At 75.0% G+C, this 20,283-nt stretch carries 16 protein-coding genes; 5 read left to right on the forward strand and 11 right to left on the reverse strand.

The window, feature by feature from the left end:
• The first annotated feature begins 39 nt into the window (after positions 1 to 39).
• Positions 40 to 501, forward strand: coding sequence for an SRPBCC family protein (locus tag DV20_RS35275; protein ID WP_043787616.1), 462 nt, complete (start codon positions 40 to 42; stop codon positions 499 to 501).
• A 13-nt stretch (positions 502 to 514) separates the two neighbouring features.
• Here the strand turns inward: DV20_RS35275 and DV20_RS35280 are convergent, their stop codons facing one another.
• The 4 genes from DV20_RS35280 to DV20_RS35295 are packed head-to-tail and all read right to left on the reverse strand — an operon-like array spanning position 515 to position 8,822.
• Positions 515 to 1,978: an MFS transporter gene (locus DV20_RS35280; protein ID WP_043787617.1), complete on the reverse strand. Its 1,464-nt coding sequence runs from the start codon at positions 1,976 to 1,978 to the stop codon at positions 515 to 517.
• Entirely contained in the window at positions 1,969 to 6,429 is a 4,461-nt protein-coding gene (locus tag DV20_RS35285; protein ID WP_043787618.1) for a type I polyketide synthase, read from the reverse strand. The genes DV20_RS35280 and DV20_RS35285 overlap by 10 nt, the downstream gene beginning before the upstream one ends.
• Positions 6,426 to 8,135, reverse strand: coding sequence for a fatty acyl-AMP ligase (locus DV20_RS35290; protein ID WP_043787619.1), 1,710 nt, complete (start codon positions 8,133 to 8,135; stop codon positions 6,426 to 6,428). Before DV20_RS35290 ends, DV20_RS35285 begins: the two co-directional genes overlap by 4 nt.
• Positions 8,136 to 8,153: 18 nt before the next feature.
• Positions 8,154 to 8,822 carry a hypothetical protein gene (locus tag DV20_RS35295; RefSeq protein WP_043787621.1) on the reverse strand — a complete coding sequence of 223 codons (669 nt, stop codon included), beginning with the start codon at positions 8,820 to 8,822 and terminating at the stop codon, positions 8,154 to 8,156.
• Between the two features lie 387 nt (positions 8,823 to 9,209).
• On the opposite strand from DV20_RS35295, the gene DV20_RS35300 reads away from it, so the two are divergent.
• The 3 genes from DV20_RS35300 (at position 9,210) to DV20_RS35310 (ending at position 12,611) form a co-directional block, all read left to right on the forward strand.
• The gene (locus tag DV20_RS35300) at positions 9,210 to 10,214 is read left to right on the forward strand and encodes an alpha/beta hydrolase (RefSeq protein ID WP_235191074.1); all 1,005 of its coding nucleotides are present in this window, start codon (positions 9,210 to 9,212) and stop codon (positions 10,212 to 10,214) included.
• The gene (locus DV20_RS35305; RefSeq protein WP_043787623.1) at positions 10,211 to 11,041 is read left to right on the forward strand and encodes an SDR family NAD(P)-dependent oxidoreductase; all 831 of its coding nucleotides are present in this window, start codon (positions 10,211 to 10,213) and stop codon (positions 11,039 to 11,041) included. The genes DV20_RS35300 and DV20_RS35305 overlap by 4 nt, the downstream gene beginning before the upstream one ends.
• Before the next feature lie 355 nt (positions 11,042 to 11,396).
• Complete coding sequence (locus tag DV20_RS35310) at positions 11,397 to 12,611, forward strand: glycosyltransferase (protein WP_043787625.1); 1,215 nt, start codon at positions 11,397 to 11,399, stop codon at positions 12,609 to 12,611.
• Here the strand turns inward: DV20_RS35310 and DV20_RS35315 are convergent.
• Positions 12,608 to 13,597, reverse strand: coding sequence for a YdcF family protein (locus tag DV20_RS35315; RefSeq protein WP_043787627.1), 990 nt, complete (start codon positions 13,595 to 13,597; stop codon positions 12,608 to 12,610). The genes DV20_RS35310 and DV20_RS35315 overlap by 4 nt on opposite strands.
• 70 nt (positions 13,598 to 13,667) lie before the next feature.
• Here DV20_RS35315 and DV20_RS35320 point away from each other — a divergent pair, with 70 nt between their 5' ends.
• Positions 13,668 to 14,033, forward strand: a complete 366-nt coding sequence (locus DV20_RS35320) for a DNA polymerase ligase N-terminal domain-containing protein (protein ID WP_235191075.1) — start codon at positions 13,668 to 13,670, stop codon at positions 14,031 to 14,033.
• 29 nt (positions 14,034 to 14,062) lie between these two features.
• Here DV20_RS35320 and DV20_RS35325 read toward each other — a convergent pair whose 3' ends face one another.
• The 6 genes from DV20_RS35325 to DV20_RS35350 form a co-directional block, all read right to left on the reverse strand.
• A complete protein-coding gene (locus DV20_RS35325) occupies positions 14,063 to 14,758 on the reverse strand; it encodes a DUF998 domain-containing protein (protein ID WP_043787628.1) in 696 nt (231 codons plus the stop codon).
• Positions 14,759 to 14,868: 110 nt separating this feature from the next.
• Entirely contained in the window at positions 14,869 to 15,735 is an 867-nt protein-coding gene (locus DV20_RS35330; RefSeq protein WP_043787629.1) for an NAD(+)/NADH kinase, read from the reverse strand.
• Between the two features lie 33 nt (positions 15,736 to 15,768).
• On the reverse strand, positions 15,769 to 17,247 hold the full coding sequence (locus DV20_RS35335) for a flavin-containing monooxygenase (RefSeq protein ID WP_043787630.1): 1,479 nt from the start codon (positions 17,245 to 17,247) through the stop codon (positions 15,769 to 15,771).
• Position 17,248: 1 nt separating this feature from the next.
• The gene (locus DV20_RS35340) at positions 17,249 to 18,091 is read right to left on the reverse strand and encodes an SDR family NAD(P)-dependent oxidoreductase (protein WP_043787631.1); all 843 of its coding nucleotides are present in this window, start codon (positions 18,089 to 18,091) and stop codon (positions 17,249 to 17,251) included.
• Positions 18,075 to 18,965 (reverse strand): alpha/beta fold hydrolase, encoded by an 891-nt coding sequence (locus DV20_RS35345; RefSeq protein ID WP_043787633.1) that lies wholly within the window; start codon positions 18,963 to 18,965, stop codon positions 18,075 to 18,077. Before DV20_RS35345 ends, DV20_RS35340 begins: the two co-directional genes overlap by 17 nt.
• Complete coding sequence (locus DV20_RS35350) at positions 18,962 to 20,257, reverse strand: cytochrome P450 (protein WP_043787634.1); 1,296 nt, start codon at positions 20,255 to 20,257, stop codon at positions 18,962 to 18,964. Before DV20_RS35350 ends, DV20_RS35345 begins: the two co-directional genes overlap by 4 nt.
• Positions 20,258 to 20,283 lie beyond the last annotated feature (26 nt).

The following is a 20,283-nucleotide window of genomic DNA, read 5'->3' on the forward strand; positions in this document are numbered from 1 at the left end:
GGTATCCGGGCGATCCGGACGCCGACGAGGAGTGAGACGATGACCGAGTACCGCCACAGCGTGACCGCCGACATCCCCGCGGACGAGCTGTTCGCGTTCTTGAGCCACCCGGAGAACCTGCCCCGGTACTTCCCGGAGATGAAGGTCGCCGAGCCGAAGGGCGGGGACAGCGTCCACGTGGAGGCCGAGGTGCACGGGAAGCGCGTCGCGGGCGAGGCGTGGCTGCACACCGACCCGGCGACCCGGTCGCTGAAGTGGGGCGCGGAGGGACCCGACGACTACCACGGTGAACTGCGCATCGCCGAAGACGGCCCGGCGTCGTCGGAAATCACCGTCACGCTGCACAGCGTCCGCGAAGCCGAAGGCGACGAGGTCCAGCAGGGCCTCGAGCGCACGATCGCGGCGATGACGCACGCCGCGTCCGCCGACGCCGACGTCGAGGCGGCCGAGAGCCAGGGCGGCTGGACCTCCTACGACGACAAGAAGGACACGCCGAACTGAGGCGTATAACGACCTATACGTCTCCGCTGGTGAAGAACGAAAGCAGCGCGGCGACCACGAAAAGCCCGCACGCGACGGCCGCGGCGGCCTGCACACTCGCGGTGCAGGCCGCCCGGGCCGCCGCGAGCAGCTCGGGGGCCGCCGCCAGGCCGTGGGCCGCGGCTTCGGCCTGTGCCGGCCCGGCCGAAGCCAGCCGGGCCGCCGCGTCCGGCACGCCGGGCGGCAGCACCAGGCGGGCGGTGTAGACCGCGGCCGCCAGTGAGCCGAACGCCGTCGTGCCCAGGCCGGCGCCCAGCTCGTAACCGGTCTTCTCGACCGCGGCCGCGCCGCCCGCCCGGTCGGCGGGTGCGGCCGTCAGCAGCGTGTCCGTGCTCGACGTCAGCGCGAGGGCCATGCCCAGGCCGGCGCCGATCAGCGCGCCGCCGAGCCACCACGGCGACGTCAGCCCGCCCGCCGCCGGGACGCCGAGGGACGCGGCCGCCGTGGCGAACCCGGTCGTGCGGACGCGGGCGTTGCCGAACCGGTCCAGCAGCGCCGGGGCCACCACGCTGCCCACCGCGGACGCGCCGAGCACGAGCAGCAGCCGCGCCGCCGCGGCGGTCGGGGAGAGGCCGAGCACCACCTGCAGGTACTGGGCGAGCAGCAGGCCGAGCCCGACCAGCGTGCTCATCACCAGCAGCACCCCGCCGGCCGCGGCCGGCACGCCCGGCCGCCGGAAGAGGGCGAGGTCCAGCAGCGGAGCAGCGGCCCGCCGCTGGCGGCGCACGAAGAGGGCGAGCAGGACGCACCCGGCCGCCCCCGCCGCGAAGCCGCCCCCCGACGGCCCGACGGCGGCGGCGATCCCGAGCACCCCGCCGGCGGCGAGGACGGCGCTGAGCGCGTCCCACGGGGCGGGCCCGGGCGGGCTCCGCGGCAGCCACCGCAGCGCCGCCACCACGGCGGCCAGGATGACCGGCGGGTTGACCAGGAACGTCGCCCGCCAGCCCCACAGCTGGACCAGCAGCCCGCCGAGGACCGGCCCGAACACCGAGCCGGTCCCGGCGATGCCGCTGCACACCGCGATCGCCGTGCGGCGACGGCGCCGGTCCGGGAACAGTTCCCGCAGCAGCGACATCGTCACCGGCATGATGAGGGCGCCCCCGACGCCGAGCGTCGCGCGGCCGGCGAGGAGGGCCGGGACGCCGGGGGCGAACGCGCAGCCGAGTGAGGCCAGCCCGAACACCGCGTAGCCGAGGACGAGCACCCGCCGCCGTCCGAAGCGGTCGCCGAGGGTGCCGAACGGCAGGAGCAGCGGGGCCGCGGCGAGCGGGTAGCTCGCCACGATCCACACCTGGGCGGCGGCGCCGGGCCGCAGCTGCCGGACGAGGTCGGGCAGCGCGACGTGCAGCACGGTGGCGTCGACCGCGACGAGGAAGAGCCCGGCACCGAGCACGGCCAGCAGCGGCCACGCGCGGACGCCCGCCCGGGTCACGGCCACAGCAGGCCCGCCAGGTGCCGCGCGACGACGTCGACGTGCGGCGGGTCGACCACGGACAGGTGGTGCGCGGCCACCGGGACGATCTCCAGCCGCGGGCACAGGCCGTCCCACCCGGCGGCGAGGTCGGTGCGGGAGTAGCGCGGTTCCATGGCCAGCCCGGCGGCGTAGGGCTCGGTGGCCCGGTACAGCACCACTCGGCCGTCGTAGGGCCGCGGTGTCCCGCGTTCCGCGGCCAGGGTGTCCAAAAAGGACTCGCGCTGGTGCCGCAGCACGCCGGGGCTCAGCAGCCCGGCTTCGGCGACCCGGCGCATGGTGAGCTCGATCTGCGCTTCTTCGGGCAGCGGCGCGAGTTCGTCGTGGCCGAGGCGGACGGTCCGGCCGTAGGTGCCTTCGACGTAACCGGTGAAGCGCAGGAACCGCCGGGCCGACGACGCGCGCGGGTCGAGGTCCGGTTCGGGCAAGGGCATCATGGTGTCGATGAGCGCGACGAGCTCCACCGGCTCGCCTTCGTCCGCGAGCCGCGTGGCGAGGCCGTAGGCGAGGGCGCCGCCGAAGGACCACCCGGCGAGGCGGTAGGGCCCGTGCGGCAGGCGGGCGCGGACCAGCGGCAGGAGCCGTTCGACGCGGTCCTCGATGCGGGCGCCGGGCACGCGTTCGAAGCCGAGGCAGGGCACACCGGCGGGGAGCCGGTCCAGGAGCGGCCGGTAGACGGTGCAGGTGCTGCCGCCGGGGTGGAACAGCAGCAGGGGAGCGGTACCGGCGTCGCCGTGGTTGAGCACGTGCACGGGCCCGCGTTCTTCGCGCGTGTCGAGCAGGGCGCGCGCGACGTCGGCGACAGCGGCGAGGGAGTCGTGCCGGAGCAGCTCCGCCGGGTCGACGGGCGTGCCGAGCTCGGCGGTGAGGCCGTCGGCGAGCAGCCGGGCGAGAAGCTGGGGCTGGTTGGTGCCGGTGAGGCGGAGGTGCGGGCCGCCGTCGGTGCCGGTGTGCTGCCGCCAGAGCCGCAGGACGAGCCGGTCGGCGGCGTCCCAGGCCCGGCCGCGCGCGGGGGTCCGGCCGCCGCGGAGGTCCCGGCCGAGATCGGCGAGGGTGGCCCCGCGGAGAACGGCGGCGGGATCGGGTTCGGCGCCGAGTTCGCGCCGGACGGCATCGCGGATCCGGTTCGCCATGAGCGAGTCGAGCCCGAGTTCGACGAGAGGGGCGTGGGGGTCCAGGCGCTCGGGGGCGAGGCCCATGATGGCGGCGACGATGCTGGTCAGCCGGTCGGCGGGGGTGCGTGGGTCGGCTTCGGCGGGTGTGGCGGTGGGTTGGGTGGCTGAGCCGGGCGCGGTGCCGGTTTGGGTGGCTGAGCCGGGCGCGGTGCCGGTTTGGGTGGCTGAGCCGGGCGTGGTGCCGGTTTGGGTGGCGGAGCCGGGCGCGGTGCCGGCTTGGGTGGCGTCGGTGGGTTGGGTCGCGCCGTGCGAAGGGGTGGGTTGGCCGGCCCGGCCGGGCGCCGCGCTGGGTCGTCGGGGTGCGCCGGTGTCGGTGTACCAGTGTCGCTCGTGGCGCCAGGGCATCGGCGGTACGTCCGTGAGGTGGGCGTCCTCGTCCGGGGTGGTCAGGGTGATGCGGGTGCCCGCGCAGTACAGCGTGGCCGCGGCCGCGGCGAAGGCGCGGACTTCGTCCTGGCCCCGGCGCAGGGTGCCGGTCACCACCGCGTCCGTGATGCCGGCCGCTTCCAGGGTGCGGGTGAGCGAGCCCCGCAGGATCGGGTGTGGGGAGAGCTCGACGAACACGCGGTGCCCGTCCGTGGCCGCCGCGGTGACCGCCTGCCGGAAGCGGACCGGGCGGCGCAGGTGCGCGGCCCAGTAGCCCGCGTCGAAGTCCGGGAGCTCGCGCGGGTCGGCCAGCACCGTGTCGTACCAGGGCACCAGCGGCCGCCGTCCGCCCAGCTCGGCCAGGGCGTCGCGGAGGGACCCGAGGACCGGCTCCACCCCGGCCGAATGCCCGGCGACCCCGACGGGCAGCCGCCGCGCGCTCCGGCCGGCGGCCTCGAGCCCGGCGACGAGCCGGTCGAGCACGGCGGTGTCGCCGGCGACCGTCAGCTGCCCCGGCGCGGAGTCCACGGCGAGCTCGACCCCGGGGTGCCCGGCCAGTTCGTCCGGGGTCAGTTCCACCGCGGCCATCGCACCGCCCGGCCCGACCGTGCCCAGCAGGCGGGCGCGGGTGGCGACCAGGTGGACCGCCTCGTCGGCGGTCAGCACCCCGCCCACGACGGCGGCGGCCGCGGACCCGAGCGAGTGCCCGACGACGGCGGCGGGCCGGACGCCGAGGGCCTCCCACCGCGCGGCCAGCGCCACCTGGATCCCGAAGATCGCCAGCTGCGTTTCCGCGAGCGACCGGGGCGCGGCGCCGGTGAGGAGTGACCGCAGCGACCGTCCGGCGTGCTCGGTGAAGGGATCGCCGAGCTTGTCGACCTGAGCGGCGAACGCGGGTTCGGCGGCCAGGAGGTGACGGCCCATCCCGGCCCACTGCGACCCGTGCCCGGAGAAGACGAAGACGGGCCCCTCCCCGGCGACGGCGGCACCGGTAAACGCACCGGCGGGCAGCGGATCGGCGTTGTCGCCGACGGCCCGCAGCAGCCCGGCGAGCTCCCGGTGATCGGCGGCGACGAGGGCGGCCCGGTGCCGGCCGGCGTTGTCGCGGCGGAAGAGGGTATGGGTGACGTCGGCGAGCGAGCTGCGGCGCCCGTCGGGGGAGTCGAGCCAGGCGGCCAGCTGCGCGGCCCGTTCGGTGAGCCGGTCACGGGTCCGGGCGGAGAGAAGACCGATCCGGACGCCGGCGGTGCGGGACGGGTGGTCACCGTTCCGGCCCGCGGCGCTGGGGGAAGGCCGCTCGGCGTGCCCTGCCGGGGTGGTGGCGGAGGCTCGCGTGGCGCTGAGAGGCCCGTCGTCGGCGTGGGCCGGCGCCGCCGCTTCCTCCAGGACCACGTGGGCGTTCGTCCCGCCGAAGCCGAACGCCGAAACCCCCGCCGTCGCGCGGCCGGTGTGGCGGGGCCACGGCGTCGGCTCCGTCACCACCTTCAGCCCCAGCGCGCCGAAGGCGATGTGCGGGTTCGGGGCCGTGAAGTGCAGCTGGGGCGGCACGAATCCGTGCCGCAGGGCCAGCACCACCTTGATCAGCCCGGCGATCCCCGCCGCGGCCTCGGTGTGGGCGATGTTGGTCTTCACCGAGCCGATCAGCAGCGGGGCGTCCGGCGCCCGGCCCGCGCCCAGCACCGCGCCGAGCGCGCCGGCTTCGATCGGGTCGCCGAGCAGCGTGCCCGTCCCGTGCGCTTCCACGTAGTCCACAGTGGACGGATCGACGACGCGGTAGGCCTCGCGCAGCATCGCCTGCTGCGCCGCCGGGTTCGGCGCGGCCAGGCCGTTCGACCGGCCGTCGGAGTTGACGACCGACGCGCGGATCACCGCGAGCACCCGGTCGCCGTCGCATTCGGCGTCCGCCAGGCGCTTGAGCACCACGACGCCGCAGCCCTCGGCGCGCGCGATGCCGTCCGCGCCCGCCGCGAACGTCTTGCAGCGGCCGTCGCCCGCGAGCAGGCCCGCCGCCGCGAACGCCGCCGTCGGGCCCGGCAGCAGCATGAGGTTGACCCCCGCCGCCAGGGCCAGATCCGCTTCGCCGTCGCGCAGCGCGCGCACCGCGTGGTGCACCGCGACCAGCGAAGACGAGCACGCCGTGTCCACCGCCATGCTCGGCCCGCGCAGGTCGTAGACGTACGAGAGCCGGTTGGCCGCGATGCTGCCCGCCGCGCCCGTGGCCGTCCACAGGTCGGGCTCGCCGCCGGCCATCGTGAGGTGGCCGTAGTCGTGGGTGGCGATCCCGGTGAACACGCCGGTCCGGCTGCCGCGCAGGGACGACGGCGCGATGCCGGCGTGCTCCAGCGCCGCCCACGTGACCTCCAAGAGCATCCGCTGCTGCGGGTCCATCGTCGCCGCTTCGCGCGGCGTGATGCCGAAGTGCTCGGCGTCGAACCCGGCGACGTCGTCGAGGAACCCGCCGAGCACCGGGGCGGCCTCGGCGCTCCAGCGGCCCGGCGGCGCCGTCCGGACGGCGTCCCGCCCGTCGCGCAGCAGGTCCCAGAACTCGCCCGGTCCGTCCGCGCCGGGGAACCGGCAGCCCAGGCCGACGACGGCGACGGGATCGGTCCGGCGGCGGTCGGTGCCCGGCCGGACCTCGGGCTCGTCCCCGCCGGTGAGGCTGCGGACGAGGTGGTCGATGGTCGGGCTCTCCCACAGCAGCGTCGGCGGGAGCCGGCGGCTGAGCCGTTCCTCGAGGTCGGCGGCGATGCCGACGGCCTGGCGGGAGGACAGGCCGTAGTCGCCGAGCGGGTGGTCGGGCTCCGCGGTGACGCCGGTGTGCTCGGCGACGGTGTCCAGGAGCCAGCGGCGCAGGGTGTCGGTCGTCGGCTCGCTCATCGCGCCAGTGCCTTTCCGTAGTCGCCGGCGAGGTAGCGGTCGCGGCAGGCGCCGCGGGCGATCTTGCCGCTGGAGGTGCGCGGGACCCGTCCGGGTGGCACCAGGAGCACGTCCCGCAGCGCGAGCCCGTGCGCGTCGGAGACCCGCCGCCGGATCGCGGCGGCGAGCGCGCGTTCGGCAGGTTCGGCCAGGTCCGCGTGGCCGCGGTGTTCGGCGACCACGACAACGGCCTCGGTGTCGGTGCCCGCGACGGCGAAGGCGGCGACGCTGCCGGGGCGGATCGCGGCGTCGGCGGACGCGGCGGTCGCCTCGACGTCCTGCGGGTAGTGGTTGCGGCCGTCGACGATGATGAGGTCCTTGATCCGGCCGGCGATGTAGAGCTCGCCGTCGTGGCGGACGCCGAGGTCGCCGGTCCGCAGCCACGGCCCCTCGGGCAGGCCACCGGCCAGGCGGGCGCCGAACGTTTCGGTGCTCTCCAGCGGCTTCCGCCAGTACCCGTCGCCGACGTTCGGCCCGTGCACCCAGATTTCGCCGACCGACCCGTCGGGCAGTGTGACGGCGGTTTCCGGGTCGACGAGGGCGACGAGCTGCCCGGCGGGCGCGCCGCAGGCGACGAGCTGGACGCCGTGGCCGGCCGGCCGGGCCGTGCCGGTGGCGAGGGCGTCGCGGTCGAACGTGGTGACGCGCGGGGCCGCGGCGGGGCCGGTGGTGACGAAGACGGTGGCTTCGGCCAGCCCGTACGCCGGGCGGGTCATCTCCGGCCGGTACCCGGCCGCGGCGAAGGCGGTGTGGAAGCGGTCGAGGACGTCCGGGTTGATCGGCTCGGCGCCGTTGACGATCGCCGTGACGCGGCCGAGCCGCAGCCGCGCGCGGTCGACGTCGCGGATCCGGCTCGCGCAGTAGTGGAAGGCGAAGTTGGGGGCCGCGCTCCAGCCGCCCGGGTGGTCGCCGAGCAGTTCGAGCCAGCGGACCGGTCGTTCGACGAAGGCGAGCGGGTCCATGAGCACCGACCGCAGGCCGAGGGCCAGCGGGGTGATCAGGCCGAGCACCAGGCCCATGTCGTGGAACAGGGGCAGCCAGGAGACCGTGGTGGCCGCGGCCGGGTCGAGCCCGAGGCCGCGGACGGCCTGGGTGACGTTGGCGAGCACGTTCGCGTGGGTCAGCACCACACCGGCCGGGCTGCGGGTCGAGCCCGAGGTGTACTGCAGGTAGGCCACGTCGTCCGGGGCCGCGGTGGGCGCCGGCCCCGGCCGCACCGGTTCCGGCCGGTCGGCCGCGACGATGGCCAGGTCGCGCCCGAGGAACTCTTCGACCGCCGGCCGGGCGGCCGCGGTGGTGACGACGGCGGACGGCGCGCAGTCGGCGAGGACCGCGGCGAGCCGTCCGGCGTGGCCCGGCAGGCCCGGATCGAACAGCGGCACCGCGATCGCGCCCGCGGTGACCGCGGCGAGGAACCCGACGACGTAGTCCGGGCCCTGCGGGCAGAGCACGGCGACCCGGTCGCCCGGCGACACCGGCAGCGCGGCCGCGGCGGCGTCGACGCGCTCGGCCAGCTGCCGCCAGGTGAGCGTGCGCCGCCGCCCGGCGGGATCGGCGGCGAAGTCGGCGAAGGTCAGCGCGGGGGCGTCCGGGGTGGCCGCCGCCCAGTGGCGCAGGCACGCGGTCAGGGTGTCGCCGCCCACCGCCGGGAAGTTCTCCTGGGACATGGGTTCTCCTTGCGGGTTCTAGCGGCCCAGCCGCGGGGCCGCGTGCTGCCACGCGGCGACGGCCAGGGCGTCGAGGTCGAGGCCGGTCGTGCCGGCGTCGCGGAGCAGGACCAGCGCGCCGCCGGCGGCGATGGCGACGGTGCGCAGGCGCAGGCCGGGCAGCTCGGCGGGCTGGCCGGGGAGGGTGAGGATCTGCTGGTAGGACACCGATCGCGCGCCGGGAACGGCGGGCGCGGTCCCGACGGTCGTGGTCGAGACCGTGGGGACGTCCCCGTCGTCGAGCGTCACCCGGGCGCAGCGACGCGCCTGCGCGGCCCACTCGGCGAGGTCGGGCAAGTGCGGTGTGCGGGCGACGAGTTCGGACACCTGGCCGCCGGGGACCGCCGTCTGGAAGCCCTGGCCGGCGACGGCACCGGGGCCCAGCAGCCGGCCGTGGACGACGGCGGAGCACCCGGTGTCGTCGCGGCGGTCCTGAGTGGACAGTGCGGTGGCGACGTCGAACACCTCGCGCGGCGCGGGCGGCCCGGGGATCGCCTCGGCGGGCAGCAGTGCGGCCGGCGGCACCGCGGGCGGGCCGGGAACGGGGACCGCCGTGGCCGGTTTTGCGGGCGAAATGGTCGCCACCGCGGCCACGGCGACCAGGACGAGGGCGACGCGAGCCGGGGGAAAGCGAATTCGGGCAGCCATGAAGAACCCTTCCGGAAGTATTCTCGGGGAGATGCGGCCCCTGCGCTGGAACCCTTCGCCAGGGACGCGGAGTACGGCGTCCGATCCGGCGGCTTGGCGAACGCTACGCCGGGAAATCGGTTACCGGAAGCACCTCAAGACTCCGTAAACATCGGCGAGCACAGCGTGTGAGCTGCGGAGTTGCTGGTTACCGGCGAGTTCGGCCCGGTGTTGTGGCACGGGCGTCCGAGATCGGTGACGCTGCGCGACCGGTGACTCACCCTGGCGGGGGAGTTTGTTTTCCTGCGCTTCACATTGTCCGCTCACATGCTGGACAGGACAATTGCGCTCCGGGACGTCTTTCCTTTAGCTTGGCCGGACCATTCGAATGACCGGGAAAGGAAACGCATGCGCCCTTTCGTGAGGTGGTGCACGGCACTGGCGGCCGTGGCGTGCGCGCTGCCCGGCACGCCCGCGCTCGCCGAGTCCGGTGTCCCGGACGCCCGGGCCGACGACGGCTCGCACGTCGTCGCCCAGACCACTGTGGACGGTGACGCGCGGGTGCTCGACCTGACCGTGCGCTCGGCGGGCGTCGGGGCGTACGCGATGGTCCGGCTGATCCTGCCGCGGGCGTGGGCGGCCGAGCCGGACCGGCGCTGGGCCGCGGTCTACCTGCTGGCCGGCGAGACCCGGCGGGAGGACTACCGCGGCTGGAGCGCGAACACCGACGTCCGGCGGCTCGCCGACGACGCCGGTGTCCTGGTCGTCATGCCCGGCTCGGGGCCGGCGGGCTTCTTCAGCGACTGGTGGAACCACGGCAAGGACCTCGCGCTCAACCAGTGGGAGACCTTCACCGCCGTCGAACTGCCGCAGCTGATCGACCGCGGCTACCGCGGCGACGGCCGTCGCGCGGCGGCGGGGCTGTCCCTCGGCGGGTACGGCGCGCTCGAGCTCGCCGCGCGGCGCCCGGGCGTGTTCCGCTACGCCGCCTCCTTCAGCGGCAACCTCAACCCGGCCGGCCCCGCCGGCGAACTGCTGACGAGCGCGATCGTCACGTCGGCGCACCTCGATCCGGAAGCCCTATGGGGCGACCGGCGCCGGGAGGCCGCCCGGTGGGAAGCGCACGACCCGCTGGTGAACGCGGACCGCCTGCGCGGCACCGAGCTGTACCTCTCGGCGGGCAACGGGCTGCCGGGCCCGCTCGACGCCAAGCTCCCGCTCGACGTCCTGCCCGGCGCGATGCTCCTGGAGTTCCTCTGCGGCGCCCAGACCGCGGCGATGGCCGGCCGGCTGCGCGAGCTCGGCGTCCCGGCGACGGTCGACCTGTACGGAGCGGGTACGCACCAGTGGGCGTACTGGCAGGAGCAGCTGCACAAGACGTGGCCGCGGATGCTGCGGGTGCTGGCGTCGTGAAACCGTCCTATGTGGTCACCGGAGCGGCGGGCGGCATCGGCCGCGCCTGCGTGGCGGAGCTGGTCCGGCGGGGCGCCCACGTGTGGGCGAGCGTCCGCACCGACGGCGACGAAGCCGAGCTCGAACGCGCGTACGGCGAAGAGGTCACGGTGCTGCGGATGGACCTGCGCGACGCGGAGTCGATCGCGCGGTGCGGGCAGCGGGTGGCGGCGGCGGGACCGTTGCGGGGCTTGGTGAACAACGCCGGCCTGGCGCGACCGGGGCCGCTCGAGCACGTGCCCCTGGCGGCGTTCCGGGAGCAGCTGGAGGTGAACGTCACGGGCCAGCTCGCGGTGACGCGCGCGATGCTGCCGGCGCTGCGGCGCGCGGAATCGGCCCGGGTGGTGACGATCGGGTCCATCGGCGGCCGCATCGCCGGACCGATGGTCGGGCCGTACCACACGTCGAAGTTCGCGCTGGTCGGCTTGACGGACAGCCTGCGCGCGGAGCTGGCCCCGGAGGGCATCCGGGTGGTCCTGGTCGAGCCGGGAGCGGTGGCGACCGCGATCTGGCCCCGGGCCCGCGAGGCGGCGGAGGAGGTCCGCGCGGGACTCTCCCCGGCGGCCCTGCAGCGGTACGGCGGCCAACTGGCGGCGGCGGAACGCAGCGCGGCCCGCTCGGCCCGGACCGGGGTGCCGCCCCACCGGGCGGCCGAGACGGTGGTCCGCGCGTTGACGGCCCGCCGCCCGGCCCCGCGCTACCTGGTGGGCGGGGACGCCCGCCTGGCGGCGCTCCTGGCGAGCCTGCCGTTCCGGCTGCGGTACCGCTTGACGGAGGCGAAGCGATGAGCGGCCCGCTCGGCCGGCGCGGGGCGGCTCGGTGTGTGGGTTGCTCGGTCGCGGTGGGTCGGAGGTGGGGTGGTCGGCGCTGTGCGGTCCCCGGCCGGTCCGGGGCGGCTGGGCGTCCGGGTCGCTCGGTGGCGGTGGGTCGAAGGCGGAGTGGTCGGGGCCGTGTGGTGCTCGGCCGGTCCGGGGCGGCTCGGTGTGCCAGTTGCTCGGTCGCGGTGGGTCGAAGGCCGGGTGTTCGGCGCAGTGCGGTCCCCGGCCGGTCCGGGACGGCGCGGTGTCCGGGTCCCTCGGCCGCTGTGCGTCGGCGGCGGGGTGGTCCGCGCAGTGCGGTCCCCGGCCGGTCCGGGGCGGCACGATGAGCCGCCTGGTCGTCATCGTCGCGCCCGGGTCGCGCGGCGACGTCCAGCCGTGCGTCGCGCTCGGGTGTGGCCTTGCCGCCGGTGGGGATCGCGTGCGGATCCTCGCCGCTCCCGGCTTCCGGGTGCTCGTCGAATCGCACGGCCTGGGCTTCGCGTCGCTCTCCGCCGATCCCGCCGCCGTCCTCGGCTCGGCCGCCGGGCGGGCCTGGACCGGTGGCCGGCGGCGGGCCTTCCTCTCCGGGCTGCGGGCCGTCCTGCGGCCCGTGCTCGACCGGCTCCTCGCCGACGTCCACGCCGGTGCCACCGGGGCCGATCTCGTGCTCGCCCCCACGCTCGGCTTCCTCGGCGCGCACCTGGGTGCCCACCTCGGCGTCCCCGACGTCGAATTGCACTACCAGCCCAGCGTGCCGACCCGCTCCTTCGCGCACCCGCTCCTGCCGGGCGCCGCCCGGCTCGGGCCATGGGGACGGCACCTCAGCTTCGCCGCCGTCGACGCCCTCGCCTGGCAGGTCCTGCGGCCCGAGATCGACCGCTGGCGCGTCGGCACCCTCGGCCTGCCCCCGGCCGGGCGGCGGGGGCCGCGGCGGCGGTCGACCGTCCTGTGCGGGTTCTCCGACGCCGTCGTGCCGCGGCCGCCCGACTGGCCCGGCCGGGTGCACGTCACCGGCTACTGGTTCCTCGGCACCGCCGTCGCGCGGCCGGATCCGCGGCTGCGTGACTTCCTCGCCGCGGGGCCGCCGCCGGTGTACGTCGGTTTCGGCAGCATGCGGCCCGCGGACGCGGAGGCCACCTTCGCCGTCGTCCGGACCGCGTTGCGCCGGGCCGGGCTGCGCGGTGTCCTCGGCGCCGGGCTCGACGCCGACGACCTGCTGGTCGTCGGGGACGTCCCGCACGAGTGGCTGTTCCCGCGCACCGCCGCCGTCGTGCACCACGGCGGGGCCGGGACCACCGCCGCCGGGCTGCGGGCCGGGGTGCCCGCGCTGGTCTGCCCGGTCTTCTCCGACCAGCCGTACTGGGGCGAACGCGTCGCGCGGCTGAGTGCCGGCCCGCAACCGCTGCCGCTGCGGCAGCTCGACGTCGACGCGCTCACCGCGCGGTTGCGGGAGCTGACCGGGAACCCGCTGTTCCGGCGCGGCGCGCAGTGCGTCGGCGCACGGCTGCGGGCCGAGGACGGCGTGGCGCGTGCGTGTTCGGTGCTGCGCCGGGGCTAACCGAGGATCGCCAGCGCCAGGCCGGTGCCGACGATCAGCACGCAGGCCGCGATCGTCGTCCGGCGGTAGTGCAGGATGAGCGCCGCGAACTCGCGCAGGAGCGCGCTCGGCAGGAAGTACCGGGCCGTCGGCGAACCCGTCGCGTGGAACGGCAGGCCGAGCCGCCGGCACTCCACCGCCGTCCGGAACACGTGGTAGTTGCTGGTCACCGCCACCACCCGCCGCGCGCCGGCGGGGAGGAGCTCCGCCGAGAACCGCAGGTTCTCCTCGGTCGTGCGGGCCCGGTCCTCGCGCCGGATCCGGTTGTCCGGCACGCCGCGCTCCCGCAGGTAGGCGTGCATCGCTTCGGCTTCGCTGACCGTCTCGCCGGGACCCCGTCCGCCGGAGACGACCAGCAGGGGCGGCGTCGCCTCCCGGGCGTGGAGCCGGATCGCGCGGTCGAGCCGCCCGGCGAGCAGCGGCGGCACGCGCTCGCCGTTGAGGCCGCAGCCGAGCACGATGATCGCGTCGAACCCGCCCCGGCGGCCGAGCCGGCTGTAAACCACGGAATAGACCAGCAGCGACAGGAACAGGAACCCGAAGTAGCCGGCGAGCACGGCCGCGATGGCGACCAGCGCCGACCCCCACCGGCCGAGCGGCGCGAAGGCCAGCGCCTCCAGCGTCAGCAGCCCGGCGCCCAGGCCGAGCGACAGCAGGTTCCCGGCACTGCGCCCTTCCCGCCGCCACATCCGCACGCCGTTCGCGATCAGCGCGGCCGGCAGCACCAGCGCGACGAGCACCGCCGCGACACCGAGCAACCCCACCAGCAGCGGTGTCAGCCACTCCAGGTGCAGGGCCGCCCGCAGCAGCCACAACCCGGTCAGCAGCAGGGCGACGCCGAGCCAGACGGCGTTGCCCAGCCGTCGTGGTTCGCGCACCAGCCGGACCGCGAACACGACGAGAGCCACCCCGGCGGCGCCCGGCAGCACCGCACCGGCGATGTTCACCCGGCCTCCCTGGAATTTCCCCCGTACGGGTGCCAACGTAGCCGGACCCGGCTCTGGCATCGTCCCCGAGGTGACCGATGGACGACCGGCGTTCGTGCTGCACGAGCACTTCCGCCCGCAGCACCACTTCGACCTGCGGCTGGAGGAGAACGGCGTGCTGCGGTCGTGGGCGGTCCCGCGCGGCCTCCCGCCGGACGCCGGCACCAACCGGCTCGCCGTCGCCGTGCCCGACCACGCCCTCGGCCACCTGGGCTACGAGGACGAGACGAAGAAGATCGCCGACACGGGCTGGTGGGAGGAGCACGACCGGACGGCCAAGCGGATCCTGTTCACCCTGCACGGCCGGGCGGGCGCGGTGCGGTACGCGCTGATCCGGACGGCACACGACTGGCTCCTGCACCGCACCCGCGATCAGCCGGACGGCGAGGCCGGGTAGCCGCGACCCGACACTCCCGGGCGCTCCGGTCAGGTCGCGGGAGCGGCCGGGCGGAAGCGGACCCCGGCCGGCATCGCGCGGTGGGCCCAGTAACCCAGGACGCCCAGCAGCGCGATCTCCAGAACCATCATCACCCGCTCCACCAGGCCGGTCGCCACGGTCGGCAGGTGGCCGCCGAGGATGACGTTGACCGCGAACGGGACGATGAACGGCAGGTAGAACGGGATCGCCGCCAGGGCCAGCCGGCGGGACCAGGTGGCGATGCGCCGCCAGCGCGGGTCGTCGCGGTGGCGGCGGCCCAGTGCCCAGCCGACGATCGGCAGGCTCAGGCACGTCACCGCCGAGGCGTAGAGGTGGATCTTGCCCGTCGCCGTGACCGCGCCGCCCTGGGGGTCCTTGGCGAAGAGCGCGACCGCCGGCAAGCTCACGCACCACAGGGCTTTCGCCGCCACGACCGCCGGGCCGGCCAGCAGGCCGCGGCGGTGGAGCGCGACCAGCAGCAGCGCCGATCCCGTACTGGTGAGCAGCAGCGCGCCGTCCCACAGCCCGCGGCCGGGGCTCAGCGCGTAGTCGCTCAGCATCGTGCTGATCGGGTCGAGGGGCGCGAGCCGGCGGTCGAGGTGCAGCACGGCGAGCAGGACGACGGCGCCGGCGAAGGCGGCGAGCGCTCCCGGGACGAGGAGACGGGCGCGCAGACGGGGACGGACGGGTGCGGGACACAGCATGTGGGAAAACACTCCGGGACGGTTCGGCTGGTTCAGGCGCAGGCGCGGACGCTACCCGTGACCTTTCCGTGACCATTGCCGACGCGCCCGTGCTGTGACGCAGGACACCGTCAGTGGTCGCCGTCCTGGGGGATCTCGGCCGAATCCGTGAGCCGCAGCTTGCGGCGGGCGCGCTGGTAGAACGTCGTCATCCCGAGCCGGACCACCCGCGCCGCGCTCGGCCGGCCGCGCAGGTCGAGCCGTTCGCCGGGGGAGACGTACCCCTCCACCTGGCCGTCGACCTCCACCGCGAGCCGTCCGCTGGTCGGCAGCAGCTCCAGCGTCACCTCGTCGTGCACCGAGAGCACCACGCCCCGGCTGTACGCCGAGTGCGGCGCCGCCGGCGTCACCAGCAGGGCCTCCACCGACGGGCTGGTGATCGGGCCGCCCGCCGAGAAGCTGTACGCCGTCGAGCCGGTCGGGGTCGCCACCACGACCGCGTCGGCCGAGTAGCTCACGAACGGCTGGCCGCCGACGCGGACGGCGACCACCGCGCTGCCGTTGCCGGGGACGCGGACGACCGCGATGTCGTTGAACGCGGTGATCCGGCGCCCCTGCAGCACCGCGTCCACGGCCAGCCGCGGCTCCACCGTGAACTCGTGGTCGTCGATGGCCGACAGCGCGCCGGGCAGGTCCGGGACGTCGACCTCGGCCAGGAAGCCGAGCTTGCCGAGGTTCACCCCGAGCACCGGCGCGCGCTGCCCGTCGGCCAGCCGCATGGCCCGCAGCATCGTGCCGTCGCCGCCCAGGCTGACCAGCAGGTCGGCCCGGCGCCCGAGTTCCTCGGCCGTCACCCCCCGCGCGGCGCAGTTCAGCCGGACGATCTCGTCCTCGATGCCGAGGATTTCGATGTTCCGGTTGCCCGCCCAGCCGAGCACGGCTTCGACGGCGGCCGCGGAGTCGCGGCGGGGGTGCAGCACGAGTCCCGCGGAGCGCATGTCAGCGGCTCCGGGCGGGGGAGGTACCGGGCGTCATGCGCTCAGTCTGCCCGCTCCCGCCCCCGGCCGCCGCGAGAACCGCAGGGCGCCGTCGTCGATCCGGCCGTGGCGGAGCTTGACGACGTCGTGCGCGTAGCTCATGCCCAGCTGCCACGGCGCCCGCGAACCCGCCTTCGGGAACTCGTCGATCGACCGCAGGACGTACCCGGCGTCGAAGTCCAGCAGCGGCCGCTCGGTGACCGCCGGGTCGTCGTTGACCGGGACGGCCTGGTCGTAGCCGTGCCGGTCGAGGTGCCGCAGCAGCCGGACGACGTACTCGCCGACGAGGTCGGCCTTGAGCGTCCACGACGCGTTCGTGTAGCCGATCGTGAAGGCGAAGTTCGGCACGCCGCTGAGCATCATGCCCTTGTAGGCCATCGTTTCCGGCAGCTTCACCGGATTGCCGTCCACGGCCAGCTCGATGCCGCCGAAGGCCAGCAGGCGCAGCCCGGTGGCGGTGACGACGACGTCCGCCTCGAGCTCGTCGCCCGATTCGAGCCGGATGCCCCGCTCGGTGAACTCGGCGATCCGGTCGGTGACGATCGAGGCGTCACCGCGCCGGATGGACCGGAACAGGTCGCCGTCCGGGACCAGGCACAGCCGCTGGTCCCAGGGCTGGTAGCGCGGCTTGAAGTGGGTGTCGACGGCGTACCCCGGCGGCAGCTGCTTCACCGTCGCCTTGCGGATGAGCGCCTTCACCACGCCCGGGCGGCGCCGGCTGAGCTGGTAGATCAGCGTGCTCACCGCGACGTTCTTCCAGCGCGCGATCGGGTAGGCCAGCCGCGCGCCGAGCAGCCCGCGCAGCCGGTTGGCCAGCGCGTCCTCCGACGGCAGCGACAGGATGTAGGTGGGGGAGCGCTGCAGCATCGTCACGTGCGCGGCGCGGTCGGTCATCGCCGGGACGAGCGTCACCGCCGTCGCGCCGCTGCCGATGACGACCACCTTCTTGCCGGTGTAGTCGAGGTCTTCGGGCCAGTGCTGCGGGTGGACGACGGTGCCGCCGAAGCGCTCCAGGCCGGGGAATTCCGGGGTGTGCCCGGCCGCGTAGTCGTAGTAGCCGCTGCACAGGTAGAGGAACTTCGCGGTGAATTCGACGGATCGGCCCTCGTGCTCGGCCTCGACCGTCCACCGTGCGTCCGCCGTGGACCATCCGGCGCGGATCACCTTGTGCCCGAACCGGATGTGGCGGTCGATCCCGGCGTCGGCCGCGGTGTCGCGGACGTACTCGAGGATCGAGGGACCGTCCGCGATGGCCTTCGCGTCGGTCCACGGCCGGAAGCGGTAGCCGAGGGTCTGCATGTCCGAATCGGACCGCACACCCGGGTAGCGGAACAGGTCCCAGGTGCCGCCGATCGCGTCCCGGGCCTCGAGGACGGCGTAGGTCTTGCGCGGGAACGCCGTGCGCAGGTGGTGGGCCGCGCCGACGCCGGACAACCCGGCGCCGACGATCAGGACGTCGAGGTGTTCGCTCATGTCACACGGTCTCCGTCCGCCGGGCGCGCCGCATCACGCGCGTCAGCACGGCGTTGTAGTGGGTGGGGGTGATGCGGGCGAGCGCGTCGAACAGGTAGGCGTCCGGGCCGACCAGGATGCGGGCCTTCCCGCGGTCGACGCCGGCGTGGATGATCGCCGCCGCCTTGTCCGGCGAGGTCATCGTCATGGCCTCGAACTGCGCGGCCATCTGTTCGTGGGTGCGTCCCCGGCCCTCGGGGTCGCGGCGCACCCGGGCGTTGCGGGCGATGTTCGTCGTGATGCCGCCCGGGTGGACGGTCACCGCGCGGACACCGGTGCCGCGCAGTTCGTGGCGCAGCGACTCGGTGAAGCCGCGGACGGCGAGCTTCGCCGCGCAGTACGCGCTCTGGTACGGCATTCCGAGCAGGCCGAACACGCTGGAGGTGTTCACGATCGCGCCTTCGTCCTGCTCGACCAGCAGCGGCAGGAACGCCCGCGTCCCGTGCACCACGCCGCGGAAGTTGATGTCGTGCAGCCAGTCGTCGTCCTCCGGCACCGCGTCGAGCACGGTCGAGGTGACCGCGACGCCGGCGTTGTTGAACACCGCGGCCAGTGGCGCCGGGAGCCAGTCTTTCACTTCCGCGGCGAAGTGCAGCTGGTCCTCGGCGTCGCGGACGTCGAGGACGCGGGTCAGTACCTGGCCGGGCAAAGCGGCCGCGGTGGCCTTGAGGCCGTCTTCGTCGACGTCGGCCAGGGCGACCGGCGCGCCGAGCCGGGACAGCCGGGTGGCCAGTGCCCGGCCGATGCCCGACGCCGCGCCGGTGATCACGACCGGACGGCCGGTGATGCTACGAGGCCGGGACATCGCTGCTCCTCGCGTGCTGGTCGATCAGGTCGAGGACGGTCGGCCAGGCGCCTTCGGGCAGGTCGTGGCCCATGCCGCGGACGGTTTCGAGCCGGGCGCCGCGGATGGCCCGCGCGGTGGCGGCGCCGCCGGTGGGGTGCACCATCCGGTCGCGGTCGCCGTGGATCACCAGCGTCGGCGCGGTGATCCGGCGCAGCAGCGGCGTCCGGTTGCCGGACTTCATGATGGCGGCGAGCTGGCGGCCGACCCCGCCGCTCGTCGGGTCGCGGTCCCAGCCCGTCCCGGCCAGCTCGCGCACGAAGGCCTCGTCGAACGGGAAGCCGTGGGAGCCGATGTGGCGGAACATCCGGACGGCGCTTTCGACGGCTTCTTCGCGGGACTTCGGCGGCTTCGCGCCCATCATCCGCAACGTCGAGAGCGCCGGACGGCCGAGCACGCGGGACCCGGTCGTCGACATGATCGACGTCAGGGTACGGATCCGGTGCGGGTACAGCGCGGCGGTGGTCTGGGAGATCATGCCGCCCATGGAGACGCCGGCGATGTGGGCGGTTTCGAGGTCCAGGGCGTCGAACAGGCCGATGGTGTCGGCGGCCATGTCCGTCAGGTCGTACTGCTGCGCGGGGAACCGGCCGGCGAGCATGCCGAGGAGGCTCGGCGGCCGGAACCGCGGGTGCGTCGAGCGGCCGGCGTCGCGGTTGTCGAACCGGATGACCTCGTAGCCGCGTTCGGCGAGCTTCGCGCAGAAGGCGTCGGGCCAGCTGTGCAGCTGCTGGCCGAGCCCGGCGACGAGGACCAGCGGCTCGGCGCCGGTGTCCCCGATCCGTTCGTAGGCCAGGGAAATGCCCCGGCCGGCGTCGGCGATCTGTTCGGTCACTGCTCTCCTCCGGTCGTTCGGCGGCGCACGACCGCGCGGCCGCCCTTGGCGGGGGCGTAGGCCACGCCCCGCGAGTGCCAGCGTTCGCCGGGCGCGTCGGTCGGTACCAGCGTGAAGTCCCGCAGCAGGGTCCGCAGCACGACGGTCATCTCCATGGTCGCGAAGGCGGCGCCGAGGCAGCGGCGGGTGCCGCCGCCGAACGGGATCCACTGGTAGAGGTCCGGGCGCGCGCCCAGGAAGCGGTGCGGGTCGAAGGTGCCCGCGCGTGGGAAGACGGCGTCGTCGTCGTGGATCAGCGCGATGCTGACGAGGACCGCGTACCCCTTCGGCAGCGTCCACCGGCCGAGCCGGAAGCCGTCCTGCTTGACCTGCCGGGCGGTGAGGTCGATGACCGGGCGGGTGCGCTGGACCTCGAGGATCGTGGCGTCCAGCAGCTTGGGGTCGCCCTCGTCCAGTTCCGCCAGCAGCGCGGGATGCCTGCGGAGCCGCTCGACCGCCCAGGCCAGCGTGGTCGCCGTCGTCTCGTGCCCGGCGGTGAGCAGGGTGAGGAGCTGGTCGGCGATCTCTTCGCGGCTCAGCCCGGACCCGTCGTCGTAGCGGGTCTGCAGCATCATGGAGAGGACGTCGTCTTTTTCTTCGGTTCGGGCCTTGGCGATCAGCCGGTCGACGATGGCGTCGTACTCCCGCCGCATCCGCTCGAAGCGGCGCCACGGGTTGACGCGGCCGCGTTTCGGGATCGGCAGCACGGCCAGCCGCGAGCCGAGCGTGACGAACGGCGGGAGCAGTTCGCGCAGCTCGGCGAACTCGGCCCCTTCGGCGCCGAAGACCGCGCGGAGGATGGCGTTGAGGGTGATCCGCATCATCGACGGCAGCGTGGCGAAGGACTTTCCCTCCGGCCAGGTCGCCAGTTCGCGGACGGTCTCCTCTTCGACGATCTTCTCGTACGCCGCCAGCCGCCGTCCGTGGAACGGCGGGACCAGCAGCTTGCGCTGCCGTTTGTGCTCCTCGCCGGACAGCGCGAACATCGACCGGGAGCCGAGCACGCGGCCGAGGTTGACCTCGAGGTTGTCGACGAGCTCGGGCCCGGAGGTGAACAGCTGCTTGATTTCGGCGGGGCCGCTGATCACCACGGCGTTGCCGAAGATCGGCACGTTCACCGTGAACGCGTCGCCGTAGCGCTGCTTGAGCCGCCGCATCCCCCGCAGCGGCTGGGTCAGCGCGTAGGCGCCCTGGACGGCGCGGGGCGCGGTGGGCCCCGGTGGCAGCGTCGTGGGGCGTGTCATGGTCGTCATCGACCCTCCAGGAAAGGTGGTACGCG

Origin of the sequence: Amycolatopsis rifamycinica (assembly GCF_000695625.1) — a bacterium.
Classification (GTDB): domain Bacteria; phylum Actinomycetota; class Actinomycetes; order Mycobacteriales; family Pseudonocardiaceae; genus Amycolatopsis; species Amycolatopsis rifamycinica.

Bases quoted from the DNA above. Each gene is read 5' to 3' on its own strand.
- DV20_RS35300 (WP_235191074.1), top strand. From the start codon at position 9,210: ATGCGCCCTTTCGTGAGGTGGTGCACGGCACTGGCGGCCGTGGCGTGC.
- DV20_RS35275 (WP_043787616.1), top strand. From the start codon at position 40: ATGACCGAGTACCGCCACAGCGTGACCGCCGACATCCCCGCGGACGAG.
- DV20_RS35325 (WP_043787628.1), bottom strand. From the start codon at position 14,758: ATGCTGTGTCCCGCACCCGTCCGTCCCCGTCTGCGCGCCCGTCTCCTC.
- DV20_RS35285 (WP_043787618.1), bottom strand. From the start codon at position 6,429: ATGAGCGAGCCGACGACCGACACCCTGCGCCGCTGGCTCCTGGACACC.
- DV20_RS35310 (WP_043787625.1), top strand. From the start codon at position 11,397: ATGAGCCGCCTGGTCGTCATCGTCGCGCCCGGGTCGCGCGGCGACGTC.
- DV20_RS35350 (WP_043787634.1), bottom strand. From the start codon at position 20,257: ATGACGACCATGACACGCCCCACGACGCTGCCACCGGGGCCCACCGCG.
- DV20_RS35295 (WP_043787621.1), bottom strand. From the start codon at position 8,822: ATGGCTGCCCGAATTCGCTTTCCCCCGGCTCGCGTCGCCCTCGTCCTG.
- DV20_RS35290 (WP_043787619.1), bottom strand. From the start codon at position 8,135: ATGTCCCAGGAGAACTTCCCGGCGGTGGGCGGCGACACCCTGACCGCG.
- DV20_RS35330 (WP_043787629.1), bottom strand. From the start codon at position 15,735: ATGCGCTCCGCGGGACTCGTGCTGCACCCCCGCCGCGACTCCGCGGCC.
- DV20_RS35340 (WP_043787631.1), bottom strand. From the start codon at position 18,091: ATGTCCCGGCCTCGTAGCATCACCGGCCGTCCGGTCGTGATCACCGGC.
- DV20_RS35335 (WP_043787630.1), bottom strand. From the start codon at position 17,247: ATGAGCGAACACCTCGACGTCCTGATCGTCGGCGCCGGGTTGTCCGGC.